Origin of the sequence: Alistipes megaguti, from assembly GCF_944320325.1 — a bacterium.
In the GTDB taxonomy this organism is placed as follows: domain Bacteria; phylum Bacteroidota; class Bacteroidia; order Bacteroidales; family Rikenellaceae; genus Alistipes; species Alistipes megaguti.
Genome location: NZ_CALUHA010000009.1, coordinates 1 through 12,946, shown reverse-complemented (window position 1 = coordinate 12,946; position 12,946 = coordinate 1). Strand labels below are relative to the sequence as shown.

The following is a 12,946-nucleotide window of genomic DNA, read 5'->3' as shown; positions in this document are numbered from 1 at the left end:
CGGTTTTTATTCGGTTACCTTGACTTTGGCGGCGGCAGCCTTCACCCGGTCGCGCAGCGCGTCAAGGTCGCTGCCAAGCGGTTCGTAGCCCACGACGACACCCATGCGGCGGTTGACACGCGCCGTCGGTTTGCCGAAAATACGGATGTCGGTACGCGGATTGTCGGCCAGTGCCTCCGCTACGCCCTCATAGTGCGGCGTCTGCGTGGCCACGGGCGAGAGGATCACGGCGCTGGCGCCCATCCGTTCGAAGGTGATCTCCGGGATCGGAAGCCCCAGCACGGCCCGCAGGTGGAGTTCGAACTCGTTGAGATTCTGCGTCCCGGCCAGCGTCACCATGCCCGTATCGTGCGGGCGCGGCGAGAGCTCCGAGAAGTAGACGCCATTCTCGTGGCTCAGGAAGAACTCCACGCCCCAAAGGCCGGCGCCGGTCAGTGCTCCCGTGACGGCGGCAGCCATACGCTGTGCTTCGGCCTGGTGTTCGGGGGCAATCTCAGGCGCCTGGAAACTCTCGCGGTAGTCGCCGCCCTTCTGCACGTGACCGATCGGCGGGCAGAAGAGCGTCGGGCCGTTCTTCTGCGTGACGGTCAGCAGCGTGATCTCGCTGTCGAAGCGGATGAACTCCTCGACGATCAGTTCGCGGATGTCGCCCCGCGAGCCCTCGCAACCGTAGTGCCAGGCAGCCTCCACCTCGTCGGCCGAACGGACCACCGACTGGCCCTTGCCCGACGACGACATCAGCGGCTTGACCACGCACGGGTAGCCGATCCGGTCGGCCGCCTCGCGAAGCTCCTGGAGCGTCCTGGCGTAGAAGTAGCGGGCCGTCTTCAGTCCCAGCTCCTTGGCAGCCAGGTCGCGGATCGCCTTGCGGTTCATCGTGAAGTTGACGGCACGGGCACTCGGGACGACCTGGATCCCCTCGCGCTCGAAGTCGTAGAGGCGTTCGGTGCGGATCGCCTCGATCTCCGGGACGATGATGTCCGGGCGGTGTTTGGCAACGGCGGCCGAAAGGGCCTCGCCATCCAGCATGTCGAAGACTTCGCAGGCATCGGCCACCTGCATGGCCGGTGCTCCGGCATACTTGTCGCACGCAACGACCGTCTGGCCCAGTCGCTGGGCCGCAATCACGAACTCCTTGCCCAGTTCGCCCGAGCCCAGAAGCAGTATCTTTTTCATCTGTGTGGTGGTTTTGGATTTTTCGACTACAAAGATAGAATTTTTTCCGTTGATACGGCACGCTGCGGGCGGCATTCGCTGAGAAAAGGCTATTCGGGTATCGGGCGCGAGCGCCGTTCAATCGTTATCACCACGTGCTGCCAGCGTTTGCGTGCGCTCTGCTGCTGGTGACACCCGTTGCACGTTCAAGTTCTTCACTCCCCTTGAGGAAGAGAACCGGAATTTCCCGATTTGGCTTGACTTTCATGGTTTTCTATGTTTTAACAGGTTGACAGTCCAGTCGTTTTGCGTCGGCTCCAACAGGATCCTCGGGGCGTGTGCAGCAGCTTGCCATGCAAAAAACAGGTGCGGAAGCGCGGTTGAGAATTGCTTTCACGTGTCGGTCGACGGCTGTCAAAAAGTGAAACGGCTGCTGAAACACAAATTGGCATCTACTTAATATTTAAGCAGATGCCAATTTCGCTTGTGGAGGTGGCGGGAGTCGAACCCGCGTCCAAACAGGGAACCCGAAAGCTTTCTACACGCTTAGTCGCCGTTTGATCCTTCTCCCCGTACCTGGCAGGCAACAACCCAGCACAGGGCCCAGTCCCTTGATCTTCGCACGCCGGTCGGGACCGCCGGTGCACTATCTCTAAATGAATGATACCCCGTATGGAAAGGCATTAAAGAGCGGAACACCTCTCCGGGATACTCGTCGCCAAGACGCCTTGGCCTCGGCGATTAAGCTAATTTTCCTTGAAAATTAGGCAGCGAGTGCGTAGCTGTTATTGCCATTTGTAGTTCGAGCGTCGGGATTTACGAGCCGCCACACAGCGCTCGGCGTGCTTACAATCAAACTCTGCCTGCTGTCAAAACCGGGCACCCCCGAATTTGTTTGCAGTCGGCTGTCGACCGTAGACGCGGCAAAGATAATACATTTTTCCCGTTTTTCACCCTCCGGCTCCCCCGTTCCGGAGATTTTTTCGTATCTTTGGCCTCGGTAAACCGAAAACTGTCATGGACAATTCCTATGTCGTTGAGCTCCGCGACGTGGCCATCTACCACGCCGACGACCCCTTCGGAAGCGTCTCCGAAAAGAAACTCCTCCGCCAGGGCGAAATGGTCCTCTCGGAGGTCAACCTCGCTATCCGTCCCGGCGAGTTCGTCTATCTGATCGGACGCGTCGGAAGCGGCAAAAGCTCGCTCCTGAAGACCCTCTATGCCGACATGCAGCTCCTTACGGGCGAAGGCCATATCGCCGGATTCGACCTGCGGAAGCTCCGCCGCCGCGACATCCCCTATCTGCGCCGCAAGATCGGAATCGTCTTCCAGGACTATCAGCTCCTTACGGACCGCAACGTCTTCATGAATCTCTACTACGTGATGAAGGCCACCGGCTGGAAGTACGAACACGAGATCCGCGAACGCATCGACAAGGTTCTCGGGCTGGTCGAGCTGGGCGCCAAAAGCTACAAGATGCCCTTCGAGCTCTCGGGCGGCGAACAGCAGCGCCTGGTCATCGCACGCGCCCTGCTGAACCGCCCGCAGGTGCTGCTGGCCGACGAACCCACCGGAAACCTTGACCCCGTGACGGCCGACGGCATCATGAAACTCTTCCGCCGGATCGCCGAGGACGGCTGCGCCGTGGTGATGTCCACCCACAACACCTCGCTGATCGAGAACTATCCCGCACGGGCCATCCTCTTCTCGCAGGGCAAGATCCGCGAGGTCGATCTCGAAGCCGAACTCGCCTGATTTTCCCGCCCGAAAGCCTCCCCGGCATATTGGATTATCCGAAAACTTTTCGTACATTTGTACGATATTTGAAAGTTTGAGATGAGTACCGAACCAGAAATCATTAAGAAACAGGAAGAAGAATATTCCGCATCCAACATTCAGGTCCTCGAAGGTCTGGAGGCCGTGCGGAAACGTCCCGCCATGTATATCGGCGATATCGGCGAAAAGGGTCTCCACCACCTCGTCTACGAGGTCGTAGACAACTCCATCGACGAGGCCCTGGCCGGCTACTGCGACAAAATCGACGTCACCATCAACGAGGACAACTCCATCACCGTCAAGGACAATGGCCGCGGTATCCCCACCGGATTCCACGAAAAGGAGGGCAAGTCCGCACTCGAAGTCGTACTGACCGTCCTGCATGCCGGAGGTAAGTTCGACAAGGGTAGCTACAAGGTCTCCGGAGGTCTGCACGGCGTCGGCGTATCCTGCGTCAATGCCCTCTCCACGCTGCTGATCGCCGAAGTCCACCGCGAAGGAAAGATCTTCCGCCAGACCTACTCCAAGGGGAAACCTACCTCCGAAGTCGAGATCATCGGCGAATGCTCCGACCGCGGAACGACCATCACCTTCAAGCCCGATGCCGAGATCTTCACCCATACCACCGAATACAAGTATGACATCCTCGCAAGCCGTCTCCGCGAGCTGGCGTTCCTGAACAAGGGAATCCATCTGAACCTCTATGACCGCCGTCCCGACGAGGAGGGTAAACTCCGTGAGGATCACTTCTATTCGGAGGAGGGTCTCAAAGAGTTCGTCAAGTACCTCGATGCCACGCGCGGCACCCCGATCATTGATCAGATCATCTATCTCGATACCGAGAAGAACGGTGTCCCGGTCGAGGTGGCCATGCAGTACAACGACTCCTTCTCGGAGAACGTCCACTCGTACGTCAACAACATCAACACCATCGAGGGCGGTACCCATCTGACCGGATTCCGCCGGGCCCTGACCCGAACGCTCAAGAAGTACGCCGAGGATTCGGGCATGCTCTCCAAGTTGAAGTTCGACATCAACGGCGACGACTTCCGCGAAGGTCTTACCGCGGTGGTTTCGGTCAAGGTGGCCGAGCCTCAGTTCGAAGGGCAGACCAAAACCAAACTCGGCAATGACGAGGTGGCTGCCGCCGTCGATCAGGCCATGGCTGCCGCTCTGGGCGATTATCTCGAAGAGAATCCCAAGGATGCCAAGGCCATCGTGCAGAAGGTGATTCTGGCCGCTACGGCCCGTCACGCCGCCCGTCACGCCCGCGAACTTGTTCAGCGCAAGACCGTCCTCTCGGGAGCGGGTCTGCCCGGAAAGCTGGCCGACTGTACGAGCCGCGACCGCTCGGAAGCCGAGATCTTCTTCGTCGAGGGTGACTCCGCAGGCGGTACCGCCAAGTCGGGCCGTGACCGTAACTTCCAGGCCATCATGCCGCTGCGAGGCAAGATCCTGAACATCGAAAAGGCCCAGGAGCACAAGATGTGGGAGAACGAGGAGATCAAGAACATGTTCCTCGCTCTGGGTGTCAAGATCGGAACCGAGGAGGACTCCAAGGCCCTGAACCTCGAAGGGCTGCGCTACAACAAGATCATCATCATGACCGATGCCGATGTCGACGGAAGCCACATCGCCACGCTGATGCTGACGTTCTTCTTCCGCAAGATGAAGGAGCTGATCGAAAACGGCCACGTATACATCGCCACCCCGCCCCTCTATCTGGTCAAGAAGGGCAAGCAGGAGCGTTACTGCTGGACCGAGAAGGAGCGCGACGAGATCACCGCCGAATTCGGCAAGGGAGCCCACGTACAGCGTTACAAAGGTCTCGGTGAGATGAACGCCCACCAGCTGTGGGAGACCACGATGAATCCCGACACACGCATCCTGCGCCAGGTCAACATCGAAAATGCCGCCGAGGCCGACCGCATCTTCTCGATGCTGATGGGTGACGACGTGCCGCCCCGCCGCGAATTCATCGAGAAGAACGCCCACTACGCCAATATCGACGCGTAAGCAAACTCCATGGAAAAGGACTGTCCGACGAGTACGGACAGCCCTTTTTCGATATAACGAAACAACAGCCAACCGATTAAAAACACCCGCGGTATGAAAGTTACGGTTATCGGTGTCGCCGGTGGTACCGGCTCGGGAAAATCAACCCTCGTCAAACGGCTTCAGGAGGCGTTCGTCGGGGACGATGTCGCCACGCTCTGCCACGACTACTACTACAAGGCCCATCCCGAACTTACCTACGAGGAGCGTACGAAGCTCAACTACGACCATCCCCAGGCCTTCGATACCGAGATGTTGGTCGAGCACATCAAGGCCCTGAAAAACAACGTTCCGATCGAACATCCCGTCTACTCGTTCGTCGAGCACGACCGCATGCCCGAAACCGTCTGCGTCAAACCCTCGAAGGTAATCATCGTCGACGGTATCTTGATCTTCGAAAACAAGGAACTGCGCGATCTGATGGACATCAAGGTCTATGTCGACACGGATGCCGACATCCGGCTGGCCCGGCGTATTCTGCGCGACGTCTGCGAACGCGGGCGTACAATGCAGTCCGTCATCACGCAATACACCTCCACGGTGAAGCCCATGCACGACGAGTTCGTCGAGCCTTCGAAGAAGTATGCCGACGTCATCATTCCCGAGGGTGGCTTCAACTCCGTGGCTGTCACCATGCTGATCCAGAGCATTCGTTCGCTCATCGAGCGCGGATAAATAGGTAACCTAAGAGCAGCCTTAAAATGATGAAGCTATGAAAAAACTTATTGTTCTTTTAATTTTCACTATTTCATTCAATTCGTTTGCTTTTGCTCAAAACAACAACGATGAAACTGAAAAAGCATTGCCAATGCAAAATGCGGAATTAATTCGTAAAGTTTGGTTTCTTGATATAGAAGGTGAAATGTATACCGATGTAGTAGTTTCAGTCAAATCCATTAGCCCAGATGGCTTTTTTAGCGACAAATACAGGGTTAAAGTAAAAGTAACAGACTCTAACGGTAAAACAGTGTGGAATAAGACTATGAAAAACGTTTATCTATATGTTTTTTCAGATGGACAAATTCAGATTGGAAGACCCAAATTCAGTCAACTTGTAATTTATTCAGGTAAGCGTGCCAACAAATATGAGAAAGGCATAATAAGAGAAAAAGAAGGCGTGTATAATTAGAATAACACCTAATCAAATAATAACACGAGCCCCGGCCCTTTTCGAGAGATCCGGGGCTCGTTGCATACCTTACCTCAAGTATTGCTTCGTTAGATGCCGGTTATCTTTTTGATCTCGTTCAGCTTGTTCAGCGCCTCCAGCGGCGTCAGCGCATTGATGTCAATCCCCTTGATCTGGTCGCGGATCTGCACCAGTACCGGATCGTCCAGCTGGAACATCGAAAGCTGCATGTTCTGCGGCACTCCACTCTCGGCTGCCTCCTTTACGGCCTGCGCCGATTTCCGCCCCCGATCCTTCAGGCTGCGGCTCGGGACAATCTCATTATTACCGTAGACCAGTTCGAGGTTGCGCAGGATCTCGTCGGCCCGCGCCACGACCGAAGCCGGCATGCCGGCCATGCGCGCCACGTGGATACCGAACGAGTGCTCCGTACCGCCGCGCTCGAGTTTGCGCAGGAAGACGATCTGGTTGCCCACCTCCTTTACGGCCACATGGTAGTTCTTCACCCGCGGGCACATCTGCTCCATTTCGTTCAGCTCGTGGTAGTGGGTCGCGAAGAGCGTCTTGGCACGGGCCGTCGGATGGTTGTGCAGGTACTCGACCATCGCCCAGGCGATCGAAATGCCGTCGTAGGTGCTCGTGCCGCGGCCGATCTCGTCCAGCAGCACGATGCTGCGGTCCGAGATGTTGTTCAGGATGCTGGCCGACTCCAACATCTCGACCATGAAGGTCGACTCGCCCTGCGAAATGTTGTCCGAGGCCCCGACACGCGTGAAGATCTTGTCCACAACGCCGATATGGGCCGATTGGGCCGGCACGAACGAGCCCATCTGCGCCATCAGGATGATCAGGGCCGTCTGGCGCAGCAGCGCCGACTTACCCGACATGTTGGGACCCGTGATCATCATGATCTGCTGCTTCTCATCGTCGAGCATCACGTCGTTGGGGATATACTCCTCTCCGACGGGCATCAGCGTCTCGATCACCGGGTGGCGGCCCTGGCGGATGTCGATCCGCTTGCCTTCGTCGAGCACCGGGCGCACGTAGCGCCGCTCGACGGCCAGCCGGGCAAACGACTGCAGGCAGTCGATCCGCGCCACGATGGCCGCATCGCGCAGCATCGGGCTCAACGAGTGGCAGATGAAGGCCATTAGCTCGGCATAGATCTGCTGTTCGAGCTGCAGCATCTTCTCCTCGGCACCGAGGATCTTCTCCTCGTACTCCTTCAGCTCCTCGGTAATGTAGCGTTCGGCGTTGGTCAGCGTCTGCTTGCGGATCCACGTCGAGGGCACCTTGTCCTTGTGGGCGTTGCGCACCTCGATGTAGTAGCCGAAGACGTTGTTGTAACTGATCTTCAGCGACGGGATTCCCGTCGCCTCGCTCTCCCGCTGCTGGATGTGGGCCAGGTAGTCCTTGCCGTGGAGGGCGATCCGGCGCAGGTCGTCCAGTTCGGGATTGACCCCGTCGGCAATGACGCCGCCCTTCTGGATCTGGTTGTTCTGCGGATCGGGATAGATCTCGTGCGCAATCCGGTCGCGGATCTCCGTCAGCAGGTCGATCTGCGAAGCCAGTGCATGGAGGCGTTCGTCGTCCGTCGATTCGAGGGCCGCCTTCAGCGTCTCGATTGCCGTGAGCGAGTTCTTCAGCTGCACCAGCTCGCGCGGCGTCACGCGCTGGGCCGAAATACGCCCCGCGATACGCTCCAGGTCGCCCACCAGCGACACCTGTTCCCGGACCGCGTCGGCCAGTTCGGTATCCTGCGTGAAGCGCTCGACCACATCCAGCCGGCGGTTGATCTGCTCGGGATCCTTGATCGGCATGGCGATCCACCGCTTCAGCAGGCGGCCGCCCATCGGCGTCAGCGTGCGGTCAATCACATCGGCAAAGCTGCACTTTTCACGCGCGCCGTTCGAGGAGAAAAGCTCCAGATTGCGGATTGTGAACTTGTCCACCCAGACGTAATCATCCTGGTCGATGCGCGAGATGGAGGTAATGTGGCTCGTCTCACGGTGTTCGGTGAAGTCCAGGTAGTAGAGAATGGCCCCGGCGGCCGAAATGCCCGCCGTGAAGTGGTCAATACCAAAGCCCTTGAGCGACGGCGTGCCGAACTGCTTGCAGAGTTTCTCGCGGTTGACCTCCTCGGAGAAAACCCATTCGTCGAGGCGGTAGGTGTAGAGCCGCGACCCGAAGCTCGACGTGAAGCGATCCTCAAAACCTCGCTGGTAGACAACCTCTTTCGGCTGAAGATTCGAGATCAGTTTGTCGACGTAACTGTCCGTACCCTCGGCCACGTAGAACTCGCCCGTCGAAATGTCAAGAAAGGCGACGCCCGTCTTCTGCCGGCCGAAATAGACCGAAGCGATGAAGTTGTTCTCCTTGTTGGCCAGAATGTTGTCGCCCATCACGACGCCCGGCGTCACCAGTTCAATCACGCCGCGTTTGACCAGTCCCTTGACCAGTTTCGGGTCCTCGAGCTGTTCGCAAATCGCCACGCGTTCGCCCGCCCGAACCAGTTTCGGCAGGTAGGTGTCGATCGCATGGTAGGGAAAGCCGGCCAGTTCGACGTACGAGGCGGCTCCGTTGGCCCTGCGCGTCAGGGTGATACCCAGAATGCCGCTCGCCTTGATTGCATCTTCCCCGAAGGTCTCGTAGAAATCCCCCACCCGGAAGAGCAGCACGGCATCGGGATGCACCGCCTTGATCGAATAATACTGCTTCATCAAGGGGGTTTCGACATATTTTTTCGTGTCGGTTTTCTTTTCGTTATTCTTTTCGGTAGCCAAGGTAAAAATCGCTAAAAAGACGAGACAAAGATAGCTTTTTTTCGGCGGTCGTGCAATGTGGCCGGTCGAATTTTTCGGTATCGGGCGGCTGGCCGGCGTGCGACAGGAAGGCGGTTGGTCGGGGTTCGGTCCGACGGGGTTCCGGAGGCGGGCGCCGGTCAGAGAAGTCCCGATTCGGCGAAGGGTTTCCGATAAAAGTCGGCCTTCCACTCCACCGGGCGCGGGAAGGCCCGCGAGGTGGAAGGCATTCGCCAGATGCGCAGATCGCGCCCGGCGTATCGGGCCGGGCTCCAGGATCCGACGGCCGGAAGTTCACACCCCGTGATGCGGCACAGCGTCTCGGCCGCCTTGCCGCCCGTGGCAAGGATCGTTTGGCACTGCGGAATACGGGTCAGAAGTGCCTCGAGATTGACTTCGCGAACTACTTGAAGTGAGGCATCCGAGGCGTTGTTATTCAGTCGGATGATCTCCTCCGACGTGTCGTACATGGCGATTCCCCGTTCGCGGCAGAAGGACTCGATCTTCGGTTGGTCGAAGCGCCGCTCACCCGGAATCTCGAAGGCGTGTCGGTCGCCCAGGGCCAGATAACCGACGATACGCCACATGTCATTCTGGAAGTTCGGGTAGTAGAACTCCATCGACCACCGCTTGCGCTGCGGCGGAAAACTCCCCAACATCAACAGCCGGGCCTGCTCCGGAAGAAAGGGCTTCAAGGGGTGTTGTTCGCTATTCATAAAACGTGGAATCGAAGTTGACCAGATAGAGTTTCTCGGTGGCACGCGTCAGGGCCGTATAGAGCCATCGCAGCAGGTCGCGCGTCATCGGCTCGTCGCCGAACAGGCACCGATCCACGAATACCGCCCGCCACTGACCACCCTGCGCCTTGTGGCACGTCACGGCGTAGGAAAACTTGACCTGAAGCGCGTTATAGTGCGGATTCTCACGGATTTCGCGGAAGCGTTTCAACTTGCTGCGGATATCCGTGTAGTCCTTCTCCACCTCGTAAAACAGGCGCGTCGACTCCTCGCGTGTCAGCGACGGCGACTCCGACGTGAGCGTATCGAGCAGAATCTTGCATTCGAGTTCCGTATCGTCGTAGTCCGGAAACGACAGCAGCGCCTCCGCAAAGCGGAATCCGTAGAAATCCTCGAACCGCCGCAGCCGTTTCAGTCGCGCAATGTCCCCGTTGGCAATGAAGTTCATCGGGCAATTCTCCGTGTGCTCCGGAAAGTAGTAGTTGTTCTTGACCACCATCAGCATGTCGTTGCTCTCGATCTCCTCCTCGGCGTAGAGCACGTTGCGGCGGATACCTTCATTATAACGGTTCGCCCGCTTGTTCGAACGCGTGATGACGATCGTCTCGTCCCGCCCGTAGCGCTCGTAGCAATCCTGAAGCTTCTCGAGAAACTCCCCGCCCTCGACCGCCTCGATATCCGGATAGTTCATCTCGAAATGCGGCGTCGTGCAGATGCCGTTCTCCAGCATGCAGCGCACAAGCGTCGCGTTGAAGAGGATCCCCGATTCGGACTCCTGGCGCACCACTTCGTCCATCGTCCCGTAGACCACCTCGCCGTAGGCCGACATCGTCGTGGGGTCCAGTGCCGGGCTGAAGTCGCTCCCCACGGGCGGCAGCTGCGCACTGTCACCCACCAGAATCAGTCGGCAGCCGCGTCCCGAACGGACGTAATCCACCAGGTCCGACAGCAGCGACCCGCTGCCGAAAAGCGCCCCAGACGAGGCCGTATCCGACAGCATCGAGGCCTCGTCAACAATAAAGACGGCCCCCTTTTCCAGGTTGGGACTCAGGGAAAATTTCGATTCGTAATCGGCATTCGTCCGCTGGCGGTAGATGCGCTTATGGATGGTAAGTGCCTTCTCCTGAGAGTATTGCGCCAGCACTTTCGCCGCCCTACCCGTCGGAGCCAGCAACACCGTCTTGATTCCCAGCTCCTTGAGCGCCCCGACCAACGCCGCAACCAGCGTCGTCTTGCCCGTTCCGGCGTAACCGTTCAGGACGAAAATCTTCGACGTATCACTCTCTGACAGGTATTCCGACAACTTTTCTATAATTTTTTTTTGCCCGGGAGTTGTTTCGAAACAAATTTTACCGTAAATTTGGGTCGCAATACGTGTGCTGAACATGTGTTGGTATTTTACTGTGCAAAATTAACAACAAATATTTTATAAAATGAAAAAACTCTTTCAAATCATTCTTGCCGTAGCCATCATCGCTCTGATCTACGTCATCTATGTTCAGATCTCCACCCCGATCAAGTTCGAGGCGGACACCAAGGCCAAAAAAGCGCAGGTTATCGACCGCCTTCAGGACATCCGTACCGCCCAGCGCGCTTTCAAAACCAAGTATCAGCGCTTTACCGCCAGCTTCGATACCCTGGAGTCTTTCGTGCTGAACGACACCCTCGAACTCGAGCGCAAAATCGTCGACGAGGATGACTCCGTCGCCATGGCCATGCTGAAGAAATCCGGCCGCAAGAATGTCGAAAAGTTCAAGATCGCCGTTATCGACACCATCTTCGCCCCCAAGAAACTCTCGCGCGAAGATGTACTCAACTTCCGCTATATCCCCGGTACCGACAACAAGGCGCAGTTCATCATGGAGGCCGGTATCATCACCACCGAGTCCAAGGTCGTAATCCCCGTCGTGGAGTGCCGCGCACCCTACAAGATGTTCCTCGATACGGTCGCCTATCGCCAGGAGGTCATCAATCTGATCGACGACGAGGAGAACAACTACAACCGTTATGCCGGACTCAAGTTCGGTTCCATGGATGCCGGTAACAATGAGGCAGGTAACTGGGAGTAAAACCCCTTCTTCAAAATTCGGAGTGTCCATTCAGCAGTCGTTGGATGGACACTCTTTTTCACTCCCCGAACTCGAACGGATACCGTCTTCCGATGAGCCGGTGGAGGTGGAGCTCCTCCTCCCGAAAACCTTGCTCGTACCGCAGGCCCTGTTCCAAAACGAACGGGCGGCAGAGTTCCTCGCCGCAAACGGAATGCCGCTTGCCGAGTCGGAGTGCACCGCAGTCTGTCCGGCCAGGAACGGGACGGTCGCCGTGGCGGCCCTGGAGAAGAAGATTCTGCAGAGGATCGCCGAAAAACTCCCGCAGGCCCGCTTCACCTCTCCGCTCGAGTATCAGCCCGACGAGACCCGCAGATGTGTATGGATCTGCCGGCGGGAAACACTCCTCTACGTCAAAGTCTATCGCGACGGAGTGCTGCAGCTGGCCGAGGTAATTCCCGGCTCGACAGAGGCCGAAATCGGCTATTTCATCCAGCGGCTCGGTGCGGAGTTCCCGCTGGCGGAATATGAACTGCGGATTGCCGGCGATGAACCGAAAAAAGTCCGGAAATGGATCGGTAAAGTTTTCGAAAAGGTATTATGCGAATAATAAGCGGTAAATACAGAGGGCGGACCATCAATCCCCCGCGCAACCTCCGGGCCCGGCCTACGACCGATTTCGCCAAGGAGAACCTCTTCAACGTGCTGAACAATCTGATTGATTTCGAAGAGTGTGACGTATTGGATCTCTTCGCCGGGACCGGCTCGATCAGTTACGAATTTGCCTCGCGGGGCGCAAAAAGCGTCACCTCCGTGGAGATCAACCCCGTCCACTACAACTTCATCCGGGAAACCGCCCGGCAGTTGGGAATCACGAATCTCCATCCCGTCAAGGCCAATGTCTTCCTCTATCTGAAGAGTTGTCCCAAAAAGTTCGACGTCATCTTTTCGGATGCACCCTACGATCTTGAGGGCAGCGAGGAGGTCATTCGCGAAGTATTTGCCCGCGATCTGCTGCAACCCGACGGTTTGCTGATCTTCGAGCACTCGAAAAAGATGGATTTTTCGCAATACGAGGGATTCTGGCAGTTAAGAAGTTACGGAAGCGTGCAATTTTCTTTTTTCAAAAAGGTCTGAAAAAATTTGTCGATTCCAAAAAAAGTGTTACCTTTGCACTCGCAATACCGAAAGGGGTGCGTTAGTTCAGCTGGTTAGAATACGTGCCTGTCACGCACGGGGTCAGGG

11 protein-coding genes and 1 other RNA gene are annotated in these 12,946 nt (G+C 57.2%); 7 read left to right on the top strand and 5 right to left on the bottom strand.

Annotation, left to right across the window (positions count from 1 at the left end; all coding sequences use genetic code 11):
- Positions 1-6: 6 nt before the first annotated feature.
- On the bottom strand, positions 7-1,251 hold the full coding sequence (gene purT / locus PUQ42_RS03815; RefSeq protein ID WP_273371162.1) for a formate-dependent phosphoribosylglycinamide formyltransferase: 1,245 nt from the start codon (positions 1,249-1,251) through the stop codon (positions 7-9).
- A gap of 388 nt (positions 1,252-1,639) precedes the next feature.
- Positions 1,640-2,042, bottom strand: a transfer-messenger RNA (tmRNA) gene (ssrA, locus tag PUQ42_RS03810).
- A 130-nt stretch (positions 2,043-2,172) separates the two neighbouring features.
- Here ssrA and PUQ42_RS03805 point away from each other — a divergent pair.
- From PUQ42_RS03805 to PUQ42_RS03790, 4 genes are all read left to right on the top strand, one after another.
- The gene (locus tag PUQ42_RS03805) at positions 2,173-2,910 is read left to right on the top strand and encodes a cell division ATP-binding protein FtsE (RefSeq protein WP_087310372.1); all 738 of its coding nucleotides are present in this window, start codon (positions 2,173-2,175) and stop codon (positions 2,908-2,910) included.
- An 81-nt stretch (positions 2,911-2,991) separates the two neighbouring features.
- Positions 2,992-4,947, top strand: coding sequence for a DNA topoisomerase (ATP-hydrolyzing) subunit B (gene gyrB / locus PUQ42_RS03800; protein ID WP_273371159.1), 1,956 nt, complete (start codon positions 2,992-2,994; stop codon positions 4,945-4,947).
- 93 nt (positions 4,948-5,040) lie between these two features.
- Positions 5,041-5,661: a uridine kinase gene (udk, locus tag PUQ42_RS03795; protein ID WP_273371158.1), complete on the top strand. Its 621-nt coding sequence runs from the start codon at positions 5,041-5,043 to the stop codon at positions 5,659-5,661.
- A 37-nt stretch (positions 5,662-5,698) separates the two neighbouring features.
- Positions 5,699-6,115, top strand: a complete 417-nt coding sequence (locus tag PUQ42_RS03790) for a hypothetical protein (RefSeq protein WP_273371155.1) — start codon at positions 5,699-5,701, stop codon at positions 6,113-6,115.
- A gap of 89 nt (positions 6,116-6,204) precedes the next feature.
- Here the strand turns inward: PUQ42_RS03790 and mutS are convergent, their stop codons facing one another.
- From mutS to PUQ42_RS03775, 3 genes are all read right to left on the bottom strand, one after another.
- The gene (mutS, locus tag PUQ42_RS03785; protein ID WP_273371152.1) at positions 6,205-8,835 is read right to left on the bottom strand and encodes a DNA mismatch repair protein MutS; all 2,631 of its coding nucleotides are present in this window, start codon (positions 8,833-8,835) and stop codon (positions 6,205-6,207) included.
- Between the two features lie 221 nt (positions 8,836-9,056).
- On the bottom strand, positions 9,057-9,632 hold the full coding sequence (locus PUQ42_RS03780; RefSeq protein ID WP_273371149.1) for a uracil-DNA glycosylase family protein: 576 nt from the start codon (positions 9,630-9,632) through the stop codon (positions 9,057-9,059).
- Positions 9,625-11,040 (bottom strand): ATP-dependent DNA helicase, encoded by a 1,416-nt coding sequence (locus tag PUQ42_RS03775; protein WP_087310384.1) that lies wholly within the window; start codon positions 11,038-11,040, stop codon positions 9,625-9,627. The genes PUQ42_RS03780 and PUQ42_RS03775 overlap by 8 nt, the downstream gene beginning before the upstream one ends.
- A 46-nt stretch (positions 11,041-11,086) precedes the next feature.
- Here PUQ42_RS03775 and PUQ42_RS03770 point away from each other — a divergent pair, with 46 nt between their 5' ends.
- From PUQ42_RS03770 to PUQ42_RS03760, 3 genes are read left to right on the top strand one after another with little or no spacing between them, the layout of a single operon-like run.
- Entirely contained in the window at positions 11,087-11,722 is a 636-nt protein-coding gene (locus PUQ42_RS03770) for a hypothetical protein (protein ID WP_122120903.1), read from the top strand.
- Complete coding sequence (locus PUQ42_RS03765) at positions 11,661-12,311, top strand: hypothetical protein (RefSeq protein ID WP_273371146.1); 651 nt, start codon at positions 11,661-11,663, stop codon at positions 12,309-12,311. Before PUQ42_RS03770 ends, PUQ42_RS03765 begins: the two co-directional genes overlap by 62 nt.
- Positions 12,302-12,838, top strand: a complete 537-nt coding sequence (locus tag PUQ42_RS03760; RefSeq protein ID WP_273371145.1) for an RsmD family RNA methyltransferase — start codon at positions 12,302-12,304, stop codon at positions 12,836-12,838. The genes PUQ42_RS03765 and PUQ42_RS03760 overlap by 10 nt, the downstream gene beginning before the upstream one ends.
- Positions 12,839-12,946: the final 108 nt, after the last annotated feature.